Origin of the sequence: Halorubrum sp. Ib24, from assembly GCF_002252745.1 — an archaeon.
Lineage (GTDB): Archaea > Halobacteriota > Halobacteria > Halobacteriales > Haloferacaceae > Halorubrum.
The window spans coordinates 13,348-34,782 of sequence record NZ_NHOX01000001.1; the positions used below are offsets into that span (position 1 = coordinate 13,348).

General features: G+C 56.4%; 25 protein-coding genes and 1 pseudogene. 6 read left to right on the forward strand and 20 right to left on the reverse strand.

The window, feature by feature from the left end; translation table 11 throughout:
* Positions 1–368 precede the first annotated feature (368 nt).
* The 3 genes from DJ82_RS00070 to DJ82_RS00080 all read right to left on the reverse strand — a co-directional run bounded on the left by DJ82_RS00070 (position 369) and on the right by DJ82_RS00080 (position 2,926).
* Positions 369–1,862, reverse strand: coding sequence for a DUF6498-containing protein (locus tag DJ82_RS00070; protein WP_254921994.1), 1,494 nt, complete (start codon positions 1,860–1,862; stop codon positions 369–371).
* A 390-nt stretch (positions 1,863–2,252) separates the two neighbouring features.
* Positions 2,253–2,666, reverse strand: a complete 414-nt coding sequence (locus DJ82_RS00075; protein ID WP_094580764.1) for a putative toxin-antitoxin system toxin component, PIN family — start codon at positions 2,664–2,666, stop codon at positions 2,253–2,255.
* Complete coding sequence (locus tag DJ82_RS00080; RefSeq protein ID WP_094525106.1) at positions 2,663–2,926, reverse strand: AbrB/MazE/SpoVT family DNA-binding domain-containing protein; 264 nt, start codon at positions 2,924–2,926, stop codon at positions 2,663–2,665. The genes DJ82_RS00075 and DJ82_RS00080 overlap by 4 nt, the downstream gene beginning before the upstream one ends.
* A 191-nt stretch (positions 2,927–3,117) precedes the next feature.
* Between DJ82_RS00080 and DJ82_RS00085 the strand changes: the two genes are divergently transcribed.
* Positions 3,118–3,441: a hypothetical protein gene (locus tag DJ82_RS00085; RefSeq protein WP_094525107.1), complete on the forward strand. Its 324-nt coding sequence runs from the start codon at positions 3,118–3,120 to the stop codon at positions 3,439–3,441.
* A gap of 62 nt (positions 3,442–3,503) precedes the next feature.
* Here the strand turns inward: DJ82_RS00085 and DJ82_RS00090 are convergent, their stop codons facing one another.
* Positions 3,504–4,019 (reverse strand): hypothetical protein, encoded by a 516-nt coding sequence (locus DJ82_RS00090; protein ID WP_094525108.1) that lies wholly within the window; start codon positions 4,017–4,019, stop codon positions 3,504–3,506.
* A 216-nt stretch (positions 4,020–4,235) separates the two neighbouring features.
* Between DJ82_RS00090 and DJ82_RS00095 the strand changes: the two genes are divergently transcribed.
* Both DJ82_RS00095 and DJ82_RS14855 read left to right on the forward strand, forming a co-directional pair.
* Positions 4,236–5,336, forward strand: coding sequence for a PQQ-binding-like beta-propeller repeat protein (locus tag DJ82_RS00095; RefSeq protein WP_198947988.1), 1,101 nt, complete (start codon positions 4,236–4,238; stop codon positions 5,334–5,336).
* The gene (locus tag DJ82_RS14855) at positions 5,333–6,145 is read left to right on the forward strand and encodes a hypothetical protein (RefSeq protein WP_198947989.1); all 813 of its coding nucleotides are present in this window, start codon (positions 5,333–5,335) and stop codon (positions 6,143–6,145) included. Before DJ82_RS00095 ends, DJ82_RS14855 begins: the two co-directional genes overlap by 4 nt.
* 72 nt (positions 6,146–6,217) lie before the next feature.
* Here the strand turns inward: DJ82_RS14855 and DJ82_RS00105 are convergent, their stop codons facing one another.
* The 8 genes from DJ82_RS00105 to DJ82_RS00140 form a co-directional block, all read right to left on the reverse strand.
* Positions 6,218–7,831: a hypothetical protein gene (locus DJ82_RS00105; RefSeq protein WP_094580765.1), complete on the reverse strand. Its 1,614-nt coding sequence runs from the start codon at positions 7,829–7,831 to the stop codon at positions 6,218–6,220.
* Positions 7,828–8,667 (reverse strand): ABC transporter ATP-binding protein, encoded by an 840-nt coding sequence (locus DJ82_RS00110; protein ID WP_094525111.1) that lies wholly within the window; start codon positions 8,665–8,667, stop codon positions 7,828–7,830. Before DJ82_RS00110 ends, DJ82_RS00105 begins: the two co-directional genes overlap by 4 nt.
* Positions 8,668–8,704: 37 nt before the next feature.
* On the reverse strand, positions 8,705–9,424 hold the full coding sequence (locus tag DJ82_RS00115) for a hypothetical protein (protein WP_094525112.1): 720 nt from the start codon (positions 9,422–9,424) through the stop codon (positions 8,705–8,707).
* Entirely contained in the window at positions 9,424–9,648 is a 225-nt protein-coding gene (locus DJ82_RS00120) for a hypothetical protein (protein WP_094525113.1), read from the reverse strand. The genes DJ82_RS00115 and DJ82_RS00120 overlap by 1 nt, the downstream gene beginning before the upstream one ends.
* Before the next feature lie 105 nt (positions 9,649–9,753).
* Positions 9,754–9,942 (reverse strand): hypothetical protein, encoded by a 189-nt coding sequence (locus DJ82_RS00125; protein ID WP_094525114.1) that lies wholly within the window; start codon positions 9,940–9,942, stop codon positions 9,754–9,756.
* 179 nt (positions 9,943–10,121) lie between these two features.
* On the reverse strand, positions 10,122–10,667 hold the full coding sequence (locus DJ82_RS00130; RefSeq protein WP_198947990.1) for a hypothetical protein: 546 nt from the start codon (positions 10,665–10,667) through the stop codon (positions 10,122–10,124).
* 6 nt (positions 10,668–10,673) lie between these two features.
* Positions 10,674–11,189, reverse strand: a complete 516-nt coding sequence (locus tag DJ82_RS00135; protein WP_094525115.1) for a helix-turn-helix domain-containing protein — start codon at positions 11,187–11,189, stop codon at positions 10,674–10,676.
* Positions 11,190–11,320: 131 nt separating this feature from the next.
* The gene (locus tag DJ82_RS00140; protein WP_094525116.1) at positions 11,321–11,680 is read right to left on the reverse strand and encodes a hypothetical protein; all 360 of its coding nucleotides are present in this window, start codon (positions 11,678–11,680) and stop codon (positions 11,321–11,323) included.
* A 261-nt stretch (positions 11,681–11,941) separates the two neighbouring features.
* Here DJ82_RS00140 and DJ82_RS15080 point away from each other — a divergent pair, with 261 nt between their 5' ends.
* Positions 11,942–12,442: a hypothetical protein gene (locus DJ82_RS15080; protein ID WP_241881343.1), complete on the forward strand. Its 501-nt coding sequence runs from the start codon at positions 11,942–11,944 to the stop codon at positions 12,440–12,442.
* 57 nt (positions 12,443–12,499) lie between these two features.
* The gene (locus DJ82_RS00145; protein WP_241881344.1) at positions 12,500–13,630 is read left to right on the forward strand and encodes a hypothetical protein; all 1,131 of its coding nucleotides are present in this window, start codon (positions 12,500–12,502) and stop codon (positions 13,628–13,630) included.
* Positions 13,631–13,935: 305 nt separating this feature from the next.
* On the opposite strand, the gene DJ82_RS00150 is transcribed toward DJ82_RS00145, so the two are convergent.
* From DJ82_RS00150 to DJ82_RS00185, 8 genes and pseudogenes are all read right to left on the reverse strand, one after another.
* Positions 13,936–14,769 (reverse strand): hypothetical protein, encoded by an 834-nt coding sequence (locus DJ82_RS00150; protein ID WP_094525118.1) that lies wholly within the window; start codon positions 14,767–14,769, stop codon positions 13,936–13,938.
* A gap of 293 nt (positions 14,770–15,062) precedes the next feature.
* Positions 15,063–15,899, reverse strand: coding sequence for a hypothetical protein (locus tag DJ82_RS00155; protein WP_094580766.1), 837 nt, complete (start codon positions 15,897–15,899; stop codon positions 15,063–15,065).
* Between the two features lie 273 nt (positions 15,900–16,172).
* Positions 16,173–16,664 (reverse strand): hypothetical protein, encoded by a 492-nt coding sequence (locus tag DJ82_RS00160; protein ID WP_094580767.1) that lies wholly within the window; start codon positions 16,662–16,664, stop codon positions 16,173–16,175.
* A 946-nt stretch (positions 16,665–17,610) separates the two neighbouring features.
* Positions 17,611–18,375, reverse strand: a complete 765-nt coding sequence (locus DJ82_RS00165) for a cytochrome c biogenesis CcdA family protein (RefSeq protein ID WP_094580768.1) — start codon at positions 18,373–18,375, stop codon at positions 17,611–17,613.
* Between the two features lie 2 nt (positions 18,376–18,377).
* Positions 18,378–18,959 (reverse strand): TlpA disulfide reductase family protein, encoded by a 582-nt coding sequence (locus DJ82_RS00170; protein WP_094580769.1) that lies wholly within the window; start codon positions 18,957–18,959, stop codon positions 18,378–18,380.
* A gap of 101 nt (positions 18,960–19,060) precedes the next feature.
* Positions 19,061–19,293: pseudogene (locus DJ82_RS00175) on the reverse strand (RNA-guided endonuclease TnpB family protein); the annotation flags it as partial.
* Between the two features lie 3 nt (positions 19,294–19,296).
* Positions 19,297–19,767, reverse strand: a complete 471-nt coding sequence (locus DJ82_RS14305; RefSeq protein ID WP_141212061.1) for a hypothetical protein — start codon at positions 19,765–19,767, stop codon at positions 19,297–19,299.
* 523 nt (positions 19,768–20,290) lie between these two features.
* Positions 20,291–20,587: a hypothetical protein gene (locus DJ82_RS00185; protein WP_094580770.1), complete on the reverse strand. Its 297-nt coding sequence runs from the start codon at positions 20,585–20,587 to the stop codon at positions 20,291–20,293.
* 90 nt (positions 20,588–20,677) lie between these two features.
* Here DJ82_RS00185 and DJ82_RS00190 point away from each other — a divergent pair.
* Positions 20,678–21,435 (forward strand): transposase (locus DJ82_RS00190; protein ID WP_241881345.1); only part of this gene is annotated, 758 nt, incomplete at its 3' end.

Here is a 21,435-nt window from a genome sequence, read left to right on the forward strand (position 1 = left end):
TTCGGCTTGCTCGACCGACAGACACAACGACGAACCCTTCGAGGATTTGCGTTCACCGCGTCGGTGTTTCGGATACTGTCTCATTGAGCGGCGGGGAGACCGCCTCCGAAGGTCGTTCGGCATCCGCTCAGTTCCGACCTAACCTTACTATCGTATAGTGGTTTTGGAACTTCAAAGTACGCATCGGAAATTCGAACTAGGCCGTCGAACGTGGATTGATCCCACGTTGTCGTATTCATCCTGCGGCTAAAGCAGCAGGTATTCTCCTTGAGTTCGTATAAGAATTCGGGACGACCAGAATGCTCTCTTCAGTAACCGGGTGTTTCAGACAAGAATATGTCCCTTCCTGAGAGTTCCAACAGGACCGCTCATTCCGGTTCGGTGTACGCTCGCCGCCACAGCAACCATGTCGGCCAGACGAGGAACGGCAACAGAACAAGGCTCTGCACGAGCTCGCCCGTAGATCCCCATGGCCCGGCGAGCCACGCGACTGCACCGACACCGACGACGAGTCCGATACCGATCGCGATCGCGGCGATTCGTCGGTTCATCGGCGGCAGATCGGTGGACTGAATTGGTACGTCGAACGCCGAGACGAGTGCCTCACCGTCGCCAACCGGGCCGACGAACCGCTCTGTCTCATTATCACCGAACCCGGTGGTCAGCTCGATAGTTCGCGTGCCAAACGTACGATCCGGGAGCCGGGTGTGGACTACGCTTGCGTCACGAAGGTGATCGACGGAGGTCGCCCACTGCGGCTCGTCAAGCCACGTGTCGTACGCGATCAGCTGGCACCCGTACCGCCGGTACTCGATCGGTGCGTAGGTGAGCGCGAACCCCGCGATGTTCACAGCGAGCGCACCGAGGTACAGCGCGAGGACAGCGATTCCGGATCCAACGACGACTGCGCCGGAGGCGTCACCGACGAACAGCCCGAGACCGACGAGCCAGACGACGAAGAAGCCGGTCGCGTATATTGGGGCGACGCGAGTGAGCGTCTTCAGGACCGCGGTGACGACGGTAGTTCGGCGATGAGCCGAGACCCGGACATCGGGCTCGACGTCGGGGATCGCGATCGGCTCTGGCGGTTCCGGCGAGTCAGTCGGGCCGGCGAGCCAGCTGGTGATCCGACCACCGCTGGAAGCGTCATTTCCGTGAGTCGCCCGGAACGCTGACCACTCGACGAGCAGCTTCACGGCGACAAACGCGGCGAGCACGGCGACACCGCCCGCGGCCGCGTCAAGCACCGGGAGCGCGAACAGGGCAAACACGAGGAAGAACGCGCGCCTCGTCGGCGTCTCCACAACCGCATACGGTGAGGTCTCTGCGTACCGTCGCCGACCCAAGTAGTCCCGGGCAACGTCGATCGTCTCGCCCGCAACCAGCGCGAGCGCCGACGCGAGTACCCCCGGACGACCGAGCAGGGCCGGGACGTCGAACACCTGCGAGAACGCGACGCCAACGACCAGTGCGATCCACGCAACCGCACCGCAGACGGCCGCCGCAAACGGGACATTCCGAAGGTAAATGGGAGGCAGCCACGAAATCGAGTGAATTGTGCCGCGTTTGCTCGACAGCGGCGCCTCGGTGACGCTTATTACGCCCGCATCGCGGTCTTCCGGTGGCGGTCGGGCTGCGAACAGCGCCTTCGCGCCCGCCAGCGGGATCGACAGCACGACTTCGACCGCGTACACCGCGGCGAGCGTCGCGGGGTCCCAGCCGAGACGGAGTACACCGACGAGCGGGATCAGGTTGGCGAGTAGGACAGGGAGGAACCCAGTGGCTCCGGAAAGATTTTGACGACTGCGGTGAGCGATGGAGGGCATCCGTCGTTGTTTCCTGAAACGATCGGCCGTGCTCATAAGGATCGGTGAACGCAGGTCGATCCGCTCCGTGAGGACGTTGCCGCGTTCCGTCCAACTGACCGTTGGTTCGTCGTCTACGCCGAGATCTTCGCGTTCAATCCCGACTACAGATTTGCGGTTACATCCTCGATCGTGGATAGTGTCTCGCTGCTCGTCTACGACGAGGTCGACCCGGCATTCATCGAGATGCGACTCTGTTAAATCCCTTAATACAGGGCAGATTTCACTAGTCAGTTTGTGTATACCGCATGTGTATATCGTAAAATGTTGGCCGCTAGGCTCTGCTGAATTCTTAGCTGATGATACATTCTGCTCCGATTACGATCGATACAGGGGACTCACAGAACGCTCAGTACAGACTGAGAACAGATCGCTCGTACTGGATATTCACGACGCGTCGAGTCGATCATAGAACGTCCTCGGTTCGACGATATCGATCCCACGGAACGAGTCGAGATCGAGCAGGTGTCCGTCGCCGGAGACAAGGTAATCGACGTCACCGGCGACGGCCGCTTCAAGTAACTTGTCGTCGTCGGGGTCCGCCTCAACCGCCGTAATGTCTTCCTGCGGATCGACGAACTCCGAATAGTATCGGACCAGTTCGACCTCCTGTTGTACCTCGTGTTCGCTCATGTGAAAGCGCTCTGGGTACTTGAGCAGCGTTTCACGGAACTCGGTGAGCGTTTCCACCGAAACGACGATCTGGTACTCGCGTTCGAATCCCTTGACGAGAAGTTCGTGTGGCACGCCGGTTGCGATGACGCCCGAGATGAGGGCGTTCGTATCCAGCACCGCCCTCATTCGTCGCTGTCCCGCGCCTCGTGGACGAGTCGAGTGACCTCGTCGAGAGACGTTTCGCCCGCGTCTGTCCGGTTTTCAACACGCTGTTGAAACTCCTCGATCGATGGGAGGTCGACTTTCTTTAACACGAGACCATACTCCGTCGGGACAACCATGAGCTTCGTCCCCTGTTCGAGTCCGAATTGGTCTCTGAGTTTACTCGGGATCGTGATCTGTCCCTTCGAGGTTACTGTGGTTACTTCAGGTTCATCAGATGCCATTGTATGCGTAAGGATTCCTTACGCAAAGGGTTGAATCTACCGGTCAATTCGCACTCTTCAACGACCGGCTGTTTCACGCTATGTTATGTCTGATGGACAAGACATCAACAGAGTCGGCCGCTAGTATTCCTCTCGATTCGCTCGGAGGAGGGTGAGAACAATTACGCCGTACCTGTAGGTATTGGGAATGCATGGTCTCCGATTCACGCTCTTCGGACCCGGACAGCCCTGCCTCCGAGTCGGTGTCGGGATCCGACAGTGAAATGGCGTCAGGATTTGACGAGGCTGCTCTCTACAGGGTCGTTCACGCCGCAGTCAAAGATGCCCTTCTCGACGTGATTGGGACGCTGTTGCTCGTCGGTATCGCCTTTGTGCTCGTGGTCGCCGGTGGTCAGGCACTCTTCGCGGCCACATCGACGCTCGGGATCGTGGTCGGCCTTGGATTTGTGGTAACAGGGCTTTACCTCGCAGCCACCTCACTTGAGCTCATTCCGCCAGTCTACGAGTGGCTGTGAATACAGTCAGACACATCGGATGGGAAGATAGAACAACGGAACTGTGACAGTGGGTCTATTCTCTATCGAAATATCCAGCTATATCCACCGCCACACGTCGTTGTGCCACCACCTCCCAATTCCTGTAGTGTGAACGAGTGTGTCTGGCCGCGAGTTCCACAAGTGACGATCTGAGATGACGCGTGTTCTCGGTTTGGCCCTCGTTCCGCGATATACACGGTTACGTCTCCCTTCGACCAACTCGTAACCGTACCATCGACCGTTTCTCCGGGTTCGACGACGAATGTCATTGTTTCAATCTCGTCATCTACGAGCGTCACATTCTCGTAGTCGCCGGGCCAGACGAGGTCAGAATATGTGACATGTTTCCGATCGCCGTCGTCGGTCGTCACCTCAAAATTAACGTATCCTGCGAGGTCTTCGTCTGAGACTGTATACACCGTCACATAGTGAGTCTCATTGTCCTGATTTTCAAGTGTGACTGTGGGTTCTGGCGTACCGACTGCGAACGCACTTCCAACAAGAAGGAGACCAACGAGCAGGAGGCCTCCGATGAGGAGTGATCGGCGGGGGACCATACACACACTTTCGACTCGTAAGTTAAAATCCCAATCCTCCAGCCTCGAGCTACGGACCGGTACAATCAATTGTATTGGCTGATTTCTGAAATTCACACCGGGATGCCCTCCAGAAGACGCGTACTAGTGGGAGCCACCGCACTCCTTGCCGGCAGTAGTTGTACGGCCATCACTGGCTCAGCTGTGGAGACCGCTGCCGCGGACCAAGCGTGGCCGATGGCTGGGTACGATCCGGCAGGAACCCGATACAACTCCGCCGTCTCGGGTCCCGTAACTGACGTTGAACCCGTCTGGATCTACGACACACCATCATGGTTTCACGGGGCGAGCTCTCCGATCAGAATTGGGGACACGCTCTATGCCACCGGGAGAGGGATGGTCGCGCTCCGTGTCGAAGACGGAACTGAACAGTTCGTTCGACGCGGTCCGTACACGTCCAGTTTGGCCGCCGCCAACGCGAAGCCGTACCGGTCACCAACGCTCGCAGTCACGTCGACGGGCGGCACGTACGGTCTCAACGCCACCGGCGGGATCGGGATCCCCGGAATCGATCGGGGAATTGGTAGTGAACGATGGCATGGACCGCCATACGGGGAGTATCGACCCACTGTCAGCCATACGCCGACTACGAACCCGGTCGTCCACGACGGGATGGTGTATACACCCGTCGTCGGAACAAACGACATCGCCGCGATGAACGCCAGCGACGGCTCCGTCGAATGGCGCGTGACTGTCCAAGAGGACGAGGTCATCTCCGCCGAGTTTGGACGGCCAACGATCAAGGATGGCACGCTATTTGTTGCGAACTGGCCGGGACAGGTCTCGGCGTACGACATCAAGGATGGAACGCAGCGCTGGAACCGGGATCGTGACGATCAGATGCAGTTGTGTACGCCGGTAACGGACGCGGGAGTGATCGTCACATCGCGAAATGACGTCGCGTTACTCGACAACGAGGACGGCGAGCCGCTCTGGGAGCGTGATCTTGACGGGAACGCGACTGAAGGTACGGCGGCCGTAACAGACGACAGGGTACTCCTGAGCGACGGGAACGACACGTTCCACGCGCTCGATCTCGATACCGGCGAGTCGTACTGGTCACGTGAGTTTGTCGGTGAGTCGAAGCCGGTGGTTGCCGATGGGACTGTCTATGTCGTGGAAGAGAAGAGGAGACTCCGTGCGTTCGACGTCGATAGCGGAATCGAACGGTTCAGCTACGAACCGGAGCAAGTTCCACTCTCTCCGCCGATCATCGGCGACGGTCGCCTGTACGTAACCAATCGCCGTCGTGTGCTGGCACTGGGGGAGCAGTCATGACTCAGAACCCAGATATGGAGGCTGGAGACGACAGAGCACCGAACGACTTCTCGAAGCACCCATCCGACGACCAGAGGTCTCGTGGGGGCGATTCGGCGTCAGGGGGTGCAGAGATCGTCCGGACGCTCCGATCGATGCCGACGCTCTGGCTCCCGTTTCTCGTGGCTGGCTGTGTGCTGACGGTGATCGGTCGATTCCGGATACGTGACCCGCTACCGGTTGAGCCCCCCGTGTCGGGGTCGACTCTCCAGATCGTATATACGGTGTATCCGACAGGGACGACGGCGACCAGTCGCTCACTCGACGCGCTGATCAATCTCCCACTGGACGTGCTTCTGTATGCCGTCGGACTCGAACTCCTCGCGATCGGAGCCATTGCTACCGCCGGGGGGATCACGATGGTACGGGCAAGCGACCGAATGGTCTCACGGCGGCGGTTTCTCGTTTATACGGGAGGGATCTCGGTGGTGTACCTCATCACCCACTTGGGAACGGCGATCGATCTCGATGTTTCTGTAAACTCACTCCTCGTCGCGCTCGGTGCGTTCGCAGTGTTGGCGTTTGTCGCCGTTCGATTGTTCTTGCTCCCGGTCGCTGTCCTGTTCGCTGAACCACTACGGAGTGCCCCAGTGGAGAGTTGGCGGCGCTCTCGTGGCCACGGTGTCCCGTTGTTTGCGCTGATCGTAGGGATAGGGTTGACGTCGGGATGGCTGGTAGCGATCCCGTACGTTGGCGTCGTACTCAGTGTGATGACTGTCGGAACGGTCCACGCGGTAGCACTCACAACGTTGTACGAGTTGTACAGTTGAGAGTTTCACTAGAGACGCGGAAAACGGACACAGAACTCACACTCCGACTCCACGAGACTCGTGACGGATCGCTCACCCGAGACGATAGTTGCGAACACGATCTCGTGCGATGTACATTGAGATGAGACCGACGAGACACGCGAGTACGGCCGAAACAAGGGTCCCACTAAGACCGATCACGAATTGATTAATACCGACGACCGAGGCGAGCGCGTGACCAGTAATACCAGAGTGAGCGAGACCGGTCGGGAGCGCAACGACGAGCACCATAATCGAATAGGTGACGAACGCGAGAGCGCTCGGGACGATCGCTTTCGTGCTTCGAGAGACGCTAACCGCCTCAAAGCGTGGGAACCCGATCCCGACGCCGGTCGCGATCGCGCCCGACCCGATTGACAACACAAGAGCTGCCGCCCCGAGACTCATGACGACCGGCACCGAGTGCGGACTGAGGAGGCCTGTAATAACGGTTGCCGCGACGGTCACGGGCGCTATGAGAAGCGCTCCAGAGACGACGTGGCCGATAACCAGCGAGCGCTCGGGGGCATCCGAGAGCAGTGTGACAGGGAGCGCTGCGCCCTCCTGACCCACCACGTTGAGCGCGAACAACGACCCGGCAACCCACGTTCCACTGAGTAAAATCCACAACGGAAGCCCCGTTCCGATCTCCCCTGTCTGGACGGCCGTGACAATCGGACCGGCGAGGACGATCAGGGGATACAGCGCGAACGATAGCGAGATCGGTGACCGACGAGCGCGTTTCCAATCGACTGCGACAACCCCGAAGACTGGCTGTGAGAGAATTCGTGAGAGCCCGCCCAACCGGGATGATCTATCAACCGATCGCTCGACTTCGTGGGTGATGTGAACGCCGTCGGCGTACCAGAGCCACGCTGCGAGTCGGTACAGCGACGCAACCGCGATGACGACGAACACTCCTGTGAATCCCATTGCGCCAATCGCTCGGAGCGGTGACGCACCGATCCCGAGCCCCAATGCGGCGAGATCGCCGAACCAGTCGATCGGTGTCGGCGCAAGCACCCGATAGATCGGTTCGAGAACTGATGCGAATGCGTTCGTGAAGATCAGTGCGAAATACCCGATACCAAGCAGAGCGAGAAACAGCGTTCGGAGGCGACTGAGGAGCCGCGATCGAACGCCGGCGTTCCGCACAGCCAGCGCAAGGATGAAGCCAGCCGGGATCCCGGTCACGAGGAGGAGACACAGTGTGAGCAACAGGGCAGGAATCGTGAGTACTGAGCCGGCACCGACGGCGAACGCAACTGTGGCGGCGCTTCCAACTGTGACGAAGAACGCAGACCAAAGCATGAACTCAGCGAGGACGAGGCCACCGATCACGTCCCGGTGTGAGACTGTCGTCAACAAGCCGTCGAGATTGTCTGGCCGAAGTGCCACAGCGTACGCGCGATATCCACCGAACCCGACCACGAAGATCCATCCGTAGACGAACGCCATCCGGGCCCATTCGATGAGTGGTTCGGTCTCACTTCCGGCGACGAACCCACCGGCGAGATATGCCCCGAACACGCCGCCAAGCGAGAAAGGGAGTAACATGACGGCTGCGAACGCCATCGCCAGCAGCTGCGTCGTATTCCCCTTCATCGTCCGCCAGCGCCGCCGGAGTTCGGTCCGGGCAATGAGCCGCGGCCGTTTTGCACGCCTCATCGCTCCTCAATCCGTCCGTCGTCCTCAACTCGTCCGTCTTGTCGGTCGGTGACGTCTCCAGTGTTCCTGGGAGCCGATTCGGAAGCTGTCGGTCCGTGTTCGGCGGTGACCGAGAGGAACACGTCCTCAAGGGTTGTTCCCTCCTCAGCTTCCATCCGTGCCGTCAGTTCCGTGGGTGAGCCTTCGGTAACGAGGTCGCCCTCATAGAGGACGCCGACGACGTCTGCGAGTTCCTCGACGACCGAGAGAATATGCGTCGAGAGGAACACCGTGTGGCCATCGTCGGTCAGATCTGCGATGACGTCGAGGACGGTCCGAGCCGCCCGCGGGTCAAGTCCGCTGGTCGGCTCGTCGAGGAATACGACATCAGGCTCGTGTAACAGCGCCTGAATCAGGCCGATCTTCTGGCGCATGCCCTTCGAGTAATCGTCGATCCGCTTGTCGGCGTCGTCCGTGAGATCGAATCGATCTAACCACTCTGTAATCTGGGTCTCCATCTCGGCGGCGGGGAGGTCTCGAAGCCGACCGAAGTATTCGAGCTGTTCACGGCCGGTGAGTTCGTCGAAGACCGGCGGTTCCTCGGGAAGATACCCTATCGATGCCCTGATCGCGTCACGATCAGAAACGGGGTTCCCGTCGATCCACGCCTCGCCGTCGGTGGGCCGCGTCAGCGATGTCAACATCCGCATCGTCGTCGTTTTTCCGGCCCCGTTCGGTCCAAGGAAGCCGTACACTGTTCCGTGTTCGACGGTGAGACCGAGCCCGTCGACGGCGATCTCTGTTCCGAACTGTTTCCTCAGTTCACGCGTCTCGATGGCGTCTCTGTCTCGTGTCATTGTGACGGATGGATAGTCAGGTTCGTACCGCAGTCGGTCATAGGGCGATACCTCCGACTCCGACAGCGACGAACGTCAGCGCGACCACCGTCGGGAACACCGCCTTCCAGAGCCGTGCGAACGCGAACCGTCTCGGGGAGCGATCGGTGATGACGAGATTGCCTGCGAGGACGACTTCATTCTGCTGGCGTTCCGTGTGTCCCGCGATAAGATACTCCTCGCCGGAATCGATCCGACGTTCAACGTAGCGCCGCGTGCCGAGTCCCGGAATAATCCGTGCCCATCTCGCAACGGGGTCGAGTTCGTCTCGCACGTCGACGAACCGTTGGATGCGCTCGGGCGGCGTTTCACTGGCACCGACGGTGATGACAGTCGATTCCGTATCGAGCGCGAACCGTTTGGCGGATGGGACGACATCCAGCGTGCCAATCGGACCGTCGAGGGTGAACGGACGGGTCGACACACCGTCGTCGAGATGGGCTTGAAACCACGGAATCCCGATCCCGAACGGTTGACGTTCGGTAACCTCAAACTCGAAACCGAGACACTGAGAGCCCGTGAACGGAGCTGTAAGGATCTCGCTCGATTCGTTCGCAACGTCGCGGCACACCACGAAGGAGCCGGTGTTGGTCACCTCACTTGGGTCTTGAATGTTAGCACGGAGGATACCCGGAATGACCGTAAGCGGTCGGATCCCGTACCAGCCGATCGCAAGACCGAGCGCGACGAAGCCGCTCCCGATGACCGTGTACAACATCAATGGGAGAGATATGGGTTGTCGAACCCATTAGAGCAGCAGTCGGCCGTCGACTTTGACCGCGAAGGATTCCCGTCTGCCTCAACGAGAGAGATAGCCGGAGCAAGTATCTCTAAGAACAGCTGTGGGATCTGGAGGACGGTGGCGACCGTCATCGGGACGGACAGTAGCAGTTGCTCACGGAGGAGCCGTGGGGCTTCTCGGAGGGGTTTGTGGAGGGCCATATCCCATGTATCCACGATAATCACATATAAAACGGGGGTACGATCCGAGCGAAACTGGTTGCGTCCAATATAAAAGCATAACCACGCATTCTTCGGGTAGCTCCGTCAGTTGGATTCGAGCGACTCGGCCCACTTGACGAAGTTGGCGAAGACGACCATCACCACGATGAAGAACACGACGAACACCCCGCCGTGTATGAAGTTGAACTGTCCTGAGAAGGCCAGAGAAACGAAGAGAAACGAAGCTACTGCGGCGATAGTTCCTGACAGGTACATGCGCAATTGAGTCTCCATACGTCTGAGACGACTCACTGGTGAATAAATGTATGTGAGAAAACAGGATGCAACTATGTTGAGATGGCTCTGTTGAAATCCTATTTTCCAGAGATATTATCACCTGAAACGTCTGGTCGCTGAAGAGTGCTTATTTATCAGTGATGGTTCTGCCAGTTCAAAGAGGCTATACGACTGACTCAGTCAAATTCGGGTGCAAAATCCTCGTCGAGCTCATCCGCAAGTTCGCCACCGCGAAGCCAAGTGATTTGCCAATTGTCGAATCCATATTGTGGGAGTAACGATTCGGCCGCTTCACCAAGTGGGATGTCGTTCGTTACGAGTATCACCTCATCCACAGTATCATTACGAAGCAGTTCAAGCGCAAATCCGATCATTTCCGTATCCGCTTTTTCTACGAGATCCTCTGATCGGTTACTGGCATTCGCGATGAAACTCCGTGCCTGATCCATCACTGTTGAGATATCCGAATCTGAATAGGACGGGCTTTCAGTTACTTTCATCCATCCCTCTTGGAGTGCTTTGTCAACAGCAGAATTACCCGTTGTGTACTCATCCAGAGATGGATCCCCAGTCACCTCTGCAGACACCTGTGGGGAAATACGAAAGACCGTTTCGCGCTGGCGAGCTTCTCGAGCAAGCGCCTGAAAGCGAGTACTCTCACGCCGACCACAGCTGATGAGGACGGACGAGTCGATGAAAACGACAGCTTCGTCGTACTTCATTCCGAGTTAGTCCTCAAAGACAGGTCGGAGGGCATCCAAAATAACGCCTGCTTCAAGCGATGAGAGCTCTTGTTCTCGAGCCATAATCTGATGCGTAACCGATCCATCGACGTATTCGCGAGCGTATTCCAACGCGACGGCGAGCCCATCCAATCCGTGACGATCTATGTACGTATCGATATCTTCGTCTTGCGTGCGACGGGCAATCGCCTCAACTAGCTCAGGTGTGATCTGCCGTTTGGTGTCGCCATCGATCAACTGGAGATCAATGTCATGAGCCGTGTATTCTGCTGGGCGGCCGTCGTTTGACTGGTCAATGAAGCCCGCGATTTCGAGATCGTCGATATACTCGTAGACCGTCCGCTGCGGAAGATCGTGCGTCTCGACGATGTCTTGAATTGTTGTTGATGGATGGTGGTGGATATACGTATATATCCATGCTTTGCGGGCGTTTCCGAGGAGCTCGAATGCTTCACCGCCCGTGTCGAGAGGAGTGTCCCGGTTTGCTTCTTTGGTTGCCATTGCTAGTAGCGAATTGTATGCAATTCGCAAAAAAGCTTGTTACTGGGCACTATATCAGATCTTCCTGTATTGACCGTAATCGGAGCAGAATAGCTGGTCACTGAAGATGCAAATTCATCAAATTACGGCAATCAGTCTTGATTACGGTAATGGGCAGCGAAGAGTTCTGTAAAGATACCGATAGCTGGAACGAGTTGAGCTACCGCTCCGGTAAGTTCGTCCATTGAGATGAGCAAATACGAGGCATAGGTGAATCCACCGAGTATCAACAGACAGCCTGCAGCCAAGGATAGAGGGTCTTCTACTCCATAGAAATAGAGCCGAGATGTTCCCCAAAGGATGAAAGATACCGGGATAGCCCACCTGATCACGGGTAGAATCTGCGGATACATCGTCAGCGCTCCAGCTACGAGGCCCCCACCAACGAGAAGGGTCAAGAGTCGCCCAATCAGGTTGTTCCAGACCTTATCGGCCGATTGACCAACGCTCATTACACTATTGTCACTACAGCATACAATAAGTATTCCATCGTGTCAACGACCCCTGACCCTTCCGGGTAGGTGGTGAAAGATAAAATCCAACGAGACCATTTGTCCAATACTTATTTACTGGTAGAAATGACTCCATCTCGTGGTTCGATTAGGTCCCCCCTCCCAATCGGCGAGTTGTCTTGATTCTCCGTCGATCGGAGTTGGTGAACTCATAACTCGGTACGTACAAGTTTCAAAATTGTTTCCTCACGGGTCAGACTAATGCCAACACGCCCTCCATCCGACGATTCAGACGATCAGCCATCTGATGACGATCTCACCGACTGGCCACCAACCGACTCGGGTCAACCCGATTCAAACCAACCGTGGATATTGCTTGGAATTGTTGGAATCGTTGCTGTTGCCATAGGCTGGTTCTTCAGGCCGTGGCTCCACGGACTCGTCTACACAGTGTACACGACGCCGCTACTGTTGCTTGGCCTTCTGGCCGGCAGTATCGCTGCGTGGGTCACCGCACGATTGGGTGACCGAGTAGAGACCGTCGTCAACGCGCTCTCCAGCAGCGACCACACGATTACGCCACTCCGTGTCGGGATGGTCGTACTCGTGATCGCTGCGTTTGCACTGCTGCCCGTCGCCAACGCGGTCGCTGGCGTCACATTAAGCGATCAAACAATGAGCCACACGGCCACAGTCGAGCGACTTGACGATGTTGATGCCGACAACCCACGCATCGTCACACGAGCGGTCGCCGATCGATAGGCGTCGAACACGCTCAACCGGCCGCAGTACCGCGTCGGTGATACGGACATCAGCGTGGTGAACGGGACCCCCTACTGGGCGGCACCGCTCGCTCCGGACGGCCTGTTCAACACTATCACTAAACGACAGGCCGGGACCGTCCTCGTCGACATGACGACCCAGCAGGCGAACGTACGGTCCGTTGATGGCGAGCTCGAAACCGGCGTCGGAACGATCTTCCACCGGAACTACCGGTGGGAACTCCTCAAATCGCAGGCGTATCTCGTTGACTACGGCGACCCCAAGATGGTCATTCACAACGATACCCAGTATATCGCCGTCCCGTACTCGGAGCCGCAGTTCCATCTGACGCCGCTTCCGCACACCACGCCTCAGTGGGGAGGCGTCGCCGTCATCGATCCAAGCGGGTCGATCGAAACGCTCTCGCCTTCTGAGGCTGCTTCCAGTCCGATTCTTGACAATCAGCAGCTTTACCCCGAGAAACTCGCACTCCAGTCGGTCGCAGCGACGAAGTACCGCAACGGGATCCTCAACACCTACACCAGCCACGAAGACGAAATCGAGATTGCACCGCTGCCCGGCGACGGAAACGATCAGCCGTTCTTTATACTTACTGAGTCGGGCCCGCAGTACGTTGTCGCTGTCGAACCCTACGGTGACGCACAAGGGCTCCAAGAGTTGTGGACGATCGACGGCCAAAGCGGCGCCTTTGAGCGCTACGTACCAGCCGACTCGCTATTCGGCCCGCAGCGAGCAGCGGATCTTGTCAGGCAATCAGCGCCGCAGACGGACTGGGACCGCTTTGCCCCAGCCGAACCGATCCTCACCGTTATCGACAACCGAGAGTACTGGCAAGTACGCGTTGTCCCCGAAGATAACAGCGGGATCGCGTACGTCGCGTTTGTCGACGCTCGGTCCGGCGACGTTGACGCGTTCGAAGAAACCGACACAATCACCCAGTTCCTCGGCGGTGAGACTCCCGTTGAGACGCCCGGTGAAACGGATCCGAATGGGGAGATCGAAGAGGCGCCCGCAGTCATCGTCCAGCGGGTCGACGAGAACGGAACCGTGATCGAGACCATGAACGTGTACGACGACGAATCAGTTGAGATCCGGACGCCAACAAACAGGTCCACCACTGACACAGAAAATACGACCACCAGAACGCTAGGAAGCGGCCCTGTTTAGCCGCTGAACGACGTGGAGTGGAATCATACTACCCTCACAATCAGTAGGAACTAAGCTGGCTGCATCAACTGAGCAGTGGAGAGGCTACTGGATGTCTTGCCGGTAGAAGCCAACATTCAAGTCTAGAAGTTCGCTTGGATCTCCCGCGATATTTTCACAGATGGCTTTGTTGAAGTCCCATCTACCCGACATATCGAGTCACACAGTATCAGTACAGGAAAATAGTTAACGCTAATTCCAAGGGTGTATTACCCCAAGCTCGAACAGATTATCAAGTCCGCTAGCCGTTTAAAGGGTTTCAGTCTTCACCAGCTTTGCATCCCTGCTTCATAGAGGAGGACCACTGTTGTGTTTGCCAGTGAGAGGCTAGTATATGCGAGTGCTGGGGCAAGAAGCGAGTTGGTTCGTTCATAGGTGTAGGCGGCAATACCAAGCACCGCGAGATGCGTGGCCACGAACAGGCCGCCGGCGATAGATCCGATCTCAGCGATCCCCGAGAGGCTAATGACTGCAGCGACTAGTAGGACCGGAGCGTACGCTACGTAGTGAAGTCGTTCACTGCTAACGTACTCAACAGCGAAGACCCCGGCGCCTACCGAGATGGCGAACAGGACGGCACCAACGAGTTTCCCCAGGTCGGGGACTGTTGCCAACCCACCAGTATTGCCCATCATCACGAATCCGGTTATGAGCGTCGTCAGGACGATAGCGGTGTTTCCTCCGGCAACCTGTTTGAAGCTTCCCTGAACGAGTACCTGACTGACTATCACAAGCGTGGGAACCCCAACACCAATTCCCAGCCCAGCGAGAAGCAGCACTGGTATCACCGATACGTCGGCAGCGTAGGAGGTCATGGTGAGCGAGTTATACGGAACTCCGGTGAGTGAGCCAACAAGTTTGGTCAGTCCGACGAGCACAGCAGGTGCCAATCCCGCGAGCCCAATTAGGGACACGTCAGTTCGTTCCGGCAACTTAAGCCCGCTATCGACATCCCGGTAGGCGACGTACCCAGCAGTAAACAGTACAAGTCCGGCGATGAACAACCCTCCCGAAAGCATGCCGTCCATCAGACCCTCTTCGAACCAGGGAGGCGAACCGAACACTGCCAACAAGGCATCAGAAAGGATGCGCTGCCACACGTAGAGGCCAACCAAAATGACGGTTACGATAATACATTCCACTGCGATCGCCGGATCTAGTCGGGCAGTAGGACGTTTACCGTTTCGGATAGCCATAATATCCACATTCGACCCAATTGCTTAGTTTTTGGGAGGTGGTTATCATTTGAGATGCTGGAATTGGGCCTTCCCTTACTACGCAGGCTTTAGCGAACAGTTGTTTCAGATGAGAATATAATTCCAACAGAGCCTCACAGAGATTAAACTATCCCCTGATGAGTAGTGACACTGGTACAGCCAACCTGATGAACAAATTATGGCTTAGTCTCCGTTCCCTCAGCATCCGCGCTATTACAGACCTCTGCCGCTTGTCCCTCGATGGAAGTTAGTTCACCGTCGAGACAGAACGAAAACGTGTAGGAAGCACTTCCGCCGGAAGCGTGAACGATTGCAATCTTAGCGGTTCTTTCCTCACCGTCGCAGTCTTCTATATCTGCACCGTTGGGGAACGCAAATGGAGCGTACGTCGTCTCGAACGGTGCCGTCTCACCCGGAGACACGACGAGGTCAGTTCTAGACGAGGACAGAGGACGATTCTGCCCAATACCAACAACGCCTGGACCGAAGTTTAATGACGACCGATCGAACGACTCGCTCTGCGGATCAACCGTCGGATTTGGGACATCACCGTAAATCCCGGCGAATCGGACGAGGAGCGGGGCTTCACCCTGATTTTCGATCTCAAATCGAGCACGGCCATCACGGAGTACCTCGACATCTTCCGTGTGTGCGTGGACGATCTCCGGTATCCACTGGCGGGCCCAACCGTCCGATGTTTTGGCCTTTACGTGAAGCGAGTCAGCGATGTACGTTTCTAGCCGTTCCGGGAATACCACCGGAAACCGAATAGTTCCCAGTGGCTGCTTGATTGTCTCGTATTCTTCGTCTGTAGACGAATTATACAGAACGGCGTTCTGCACGCCGGCGGCATCCCGGAATTTGACGACGAGGTCTGTGCCGTCGAATCGATAATTCTCAAACACGTGGGGCGCCTCCGGTTGGTCGGCAGTGGATGAGAGCGATCCAACACAGCCAGTTGTCAGTAGAGTACCTCCGGCTATGAGAGATTGGAGGAGGGAACGACGGTTCATAGATGTAGCTGCTCACTTTCATAATAAGTAGCTTTGGTGCATTGACCTGCCAGATCTGGATATTATCGTGGAAAGTGTACCTAATAGAGTTGATCACCGGGACGAGGGCCTCTTCAGCGTCTAAACAATGCCCAATGAACGAATTACCGACTCCGAGACTTCCCCTTCTAGTAACTCAGAGGTAGTCCTGTAGGTGGACAACTATGATTGGAGCCTTAGATACAGACAGTGTAGTTAGTGAGTGATCGTTTCCGCCTGTTAATACAGTGTTTTCTAGAGATTGAATGTGCCCGCATTCTCGGTTGCGCTGATCGTCCACCAGAAGTCACTGGCACTTCCCACCTTCCCGGTTAACATGCGCCCGATTGGTTCGTCGTCCGGGATGGGCGAGTAGACGACGTGGCCGGCTTCATCGTCCGGTGGCCGCTCGTCCACCGTGAACTCAATGGCGTACCACACGGGTTCACTGAAGACGGAGTCATACGTCTCGATGCCACCGGGTTCGAGTGTCGTCGAAGCTGAAAGGTTCCGCTGTGCGGATGAGGCTGACGTCTCGCCTATAACTGAATACGGTTCCTCGCCCAGCGCAGTGCCAACATCCGTGACATGCATCGTGATGGAGTGCGGAACGGTCTCGTCGTTGTTGATGACTCTGAGGCTGCCAGTCGGTGGCTCGTCGGACTGGCGGGACGAGCATCCCGCGATGCTGCCAAGAGACGCTGCACCGACTGCAGCAAGAACCGCACGTCGATTCGTGGAGGGCATACCTAAGCATGGAAGGAGGGCACCCAAAAAGACCCACATTCCAAGCACAAAGAACAAAGAAGCGTCTCTGTTGAATTCCTATTCTTGAGACAATTTCAGCCAGAAACAGCGCGTTTGAGAGTCTTTTTGGCACTAGATTCGTCAAAGGACAGGCAGAAGAACAGAGCCGGTTTTTCGGTGCTACTGGGAATGTCGGGGGACTACTGGTTCGCCCACTCCGGTGATTTGATCGTCGTATTTCCGACTTGAGTGAACCGTACGGTCTGAGTAATGACGCGCGGTCCAGATCGGTATTTAACCGTTTGTCTGGTCTCAATACGCTGGACGTACCCTTTTGGGTTGACGAGCAGCGTCATTGACGCGTTTGAGGTGACGTGTGTTTTATTCAGGTCAGTTTGAACTCGATACAGTCGAATACCGTTCCGCGTTACCTCTTCGACGGTCGTGTTCTGTCGTTCGCTGAATCGCAAAAGCAACTGCCGGTGGAAAGCGCTGTTGAGTCGCACTGACGTATTAAGCAGATCCGCGTTTCGGGTCCGACTTTCGTTACCTGACTGGATGCGAACGGTCGTTGTGTTTCCCTGCCGCCACGCCGACATTCTCTCAGATGCCTGTTCATACCGCTCCGGCGCATTGCCGGTGATCGTCGACTGACTGGTTGTCCACACCCGAACCGGCGGCTTCGCATCGACGCGCCACGTTCGCTCGTCCCTGACTCGGAACGTGCGGTTCTGATCCTGCGTTGTTGTGGTAGCGTGGGCAGTAAACGAGTTCGTCCGAAGCGTCTCCGTGTGTGCTTGGATCAGTACAGACGTGTCGGCCACATCATCAGCGGTAAGTTCAGCTGAGTTTGAGTCCAAGTCTGAGTCGGTATTGAGGGTACCTGCGCATCCTGCAGTGAGAAGCAGTACTGACACAGCTAACGTGAGGGTGAGGCGATGATTGATCACTGCGGGATCACCCTGGGAAATCCATAGAAATAATAATAGATTTCAGCGACACCTGATACCGCGAGGAGCACGCCCGCAATCCGGTAAATCCGATCTGTGTATGCACTCAGTGTAGTAGTGAACGATGCACCGCCGAGCGCGGTCAGGCCCGTGGCCACGGCCAATATCGCAGTCATCCCGAACGCGTAGGATACCGCAACACCGATCCCGAGAACTGGCCCGACTGAAATTCCCTTCAGCACAACTGCGATGAACAACGGGGCCGTACATCCAGCTGCAGCCGCCGCGTACAGCACGCCGAACAAAAAGAACCCGGTAAGCGATCGTTCCCGCGCAGGCAGTCGGACAACCGACCAAGTGGGCTTCCATCCGACAACCATCGCCCCACCGGTAATCAAGAACACGGCACCAACGACCACTTCGAGGATGGCGATGTCTGCAAGCGCCTGCGCGCCGAAAAACGCGGTCGTCCCTGCCAATCCGACGTATACGAGTGTCATTCCGGCGCCGGCAAGCAGACTCAGTAGTGCTGCGCGAGCAACCGGTTGGTGGAAGCGTGAGAGGAACCCATCCGACTCAGGAGCCGCGCTTGAGTGGGTGAAGCCGAGCGTCGAACGGTCACCGTCGGGTTCCGATACCGTATCACTCACAAAATACGAAAGGTAACCAGGAAGTAGCGGGAACGCACACGGGGCGAAGAATGTAGCGACGCCAGCCGAAAACGACAGCCCGAACAACGCCGAAAGCGTTAAACTGGTCATTGTTATGATTCCGTGAGAAGCGGATCGATTATCGAAGTAAACTCCTTGAACGTGCGTGCTCGCACCGTTGATCTATCTCCTGTCGCAGGGGTCCCATCCACATCGAACACTAGGTTTGTCGGGTAGCTGTTCGCGTTCCACCGGTTGGTCGCAATCAGGGCTGGATCAGTGACGACTGGCCACTTCCCGTCGTACTCTCGCCAAAACTCTTGGATGAGTTTCTTGTCCACTTCCGGCGTGATCGAGACCATATGCAGCGTCTCAGTGTCGTACTCCGCACGCAACCGCCGAAATTCCGGCATCTCTTCCTGACACGGTCGACACCATGTTGTGAAAAAATTTAATAGGACAATTTTCCCGTCTGGTTTGAGAACCACGTCCCCGTCAGGGAAACTATCTCGCGTCACGACCGACGGCAATGCAAGTGGTTCGGACTCACCAGATGTCCCGGCCGCAGATTCTGTCTCGTCGCTAGGTGTGTCTGGGTCGGTCGACTGTAAGCTAGCACACCCGGCGAGACTACTCCCAATTGCGGTACTCACCATCCCAAGAAACGATCGACGCGGATTGGAGGGCATATCCATCGGTACGATAGTGAAAGAACCGTAATAATTCGGCTGAAGGCTACAAGAGCGATTTAATCCACAGAAACGTATCCATAGACGTTTATGTGAACTACCCCACCCTACTCGCTCACCGCTGATGCGGTTCGCTCCTTGAGGGTGCTGTCAAAACTCAAAAAGTTCTGACTGCTAACCAGAAGTCGTAGACTTCTGGTGATGGGGCTTCCTGTTTCAACGATGCGCTTTGCAGATACAGGTGTATCCACGGGAACGCAGTCTCCACAGACGCTGATTTGGAGTGACCCACTCCTACATCGTCAAGACCGCGAGAAAGAATATTCCACGCTGCGTTCGCAAATTAGGGAAGGCTCCCATCCTCTGAGTAGCAGTTATATCGTAATCGAGCAGTAGTAATTTGTTCACTTGCAGGATTCACGAGCGAAGCCACCACCTCATCATGAACTGGTGGTTCATTGAGCGATACCGCATACAGTTCACCCCTTTCCGAACTTAGCACCGGATGATTATCAGGATCAAGGCTACTCATCCCACGATTTGTCTCAAGGGGAATACGGGTCATAAGGCCACCATCTACATTTCGTACATTGATCGCATCAAATCGTTTATTCGAGACATCGGCCTCTGAGACCATGATTCCCAGCGCTACTTCCTCTTCCCCGGTTATCGGAGCCACTGACCGGAGATGTTGATTCCCACTTCCTTCACCTCTGCTCGAACAACGTGCGATTGTTTCATCAGTACCGAGGCAGCCTGCTGAAAGACTTAACCCACCAGCTATCCCGGTAAGAAGATCCCGTCTGGACAGCATACCCTACCAGTTTCCAAAGAAGACAATATAACTACTGGCTCTGTTAAAAACGATATATGAACATTCTGTGGCACGTTGGATACATCATTGTTGTAATCCTTGGGCTTGCCTACATTGTACTTCCGAAGCGAATTCACACGGTTGGATTTGAGTTCCTTCGGCATTCATCGCCCAGCCGATCTGAAGAGTCCAACACCCTGTCTGGCTTTATCGCGGATTAGGTGTACTATTTTTATTCATCGGCATAACAGGGGCCCTCTAAGTGGTGAATTTCCTGTTTGACTGATCTGTTGAATCCGCAGAAGGCGGCGGGATAGCGTCGCTCTGAAGATGGGAGCGAAGCGGAAGAGCCGAATGTGTCTAAACGGCTCTGTTGAAATCCTTAGGAACTGATAGGACCGTCGTGCGAGATACAGAGGGTGTGTGTAGCAAGTTCACCCCTTGTCTTTTCGGTCACTCCCAATGAGTCCTCCGTGCGAATGAACTCCTTACAAGAGCGGTGAACTCAACCCAACCGGCTCAATCACACTAAGAGGAGCTCGGGCCTGACGAAGCCGATCACGAGAATACCCGCCAGTACAGCGATCGCTGTGAGTCGCAGGGCACCAGAAGCCCGTCGTCGAGATTTTGGCAAGGACTCGGCAATGCCGGAGAGGGCCATCCCAGCACCAATAAATAGTGTGGCATAGTAGAGCGTCGCCCCTTTTAGAATGACGTAGTACGCTTGCTGCCCGGCTATCAGAAGTGTGCCACAGAGAAAAACCAGTCCAACCCCTCTAGAGGGCTCGCCGAACACGGTCTCATCGATAATGGAGGGCATCAAGCGTGTTGTCTCCGGCGACGTTCAAATATTGCTGGGTTTGCGTACCCGCCGCTGAGACGAGTATAGTGTGATCGTGAAACGGTGCTGATGGCGCTGACCGACTCGTGCTCTATATTCAGCACAGCTGCAAAAACATATCACCTGCTGAGGATTTCAACAGAGCCGGCTAAACTCCTCTTCCGCTTCGTTAAGCAAGCGGCGTCGCTGGCTCAAAAGCGCTGCGCCGCCAGTCCAACGGCGGTGAGTGATCCGACTGGCAACGGATTTCCCGGCTGGAAGCATGTCACGCTCCACTTTTTGCGGGTTCATATGGATGCGACGTACCGCGAGGTCGTCGATTGGGCGAGTGAAATGGATCGCGTTCGTGGTCTGTTACAGCTCGCTCGAACGGCATTTCCCGCACCCTCAACGCTGTACCGGTCGTTTGAGAGGGTGCCCATGTCAGTGTGGCGCGGCTTCCTTCATGAGTCAGCGACCATCTGCGATCCGGGCTCGCACGGTGCCATCGATGCCACATTCTTCGATCGGGAAACGGCATCGAGACACTACCAACACCGCTCTGATCGCCACATACGCACGCTCAAAACGACGGCACTCGTCGATACAGACTTGTGTGCCATCCTCGATCTTCACTGCTCGGCACACTGGCCTCACGACACCCAGACTGGCCGTCGAGTCGCCCTTCGTAACACCGAGAAAATCGAAAGTCTCGCCGGCGACAAGGGCTATGACGACCAATCTCTCCGGGACGCCCTCCGATCAGGGGGCGTCCGGCCCCTACTGCGTCATCGGTTGTTCGCTGCTTGTACGATCACGCGCACAACGCACGGTTGGACAGCGAGCTA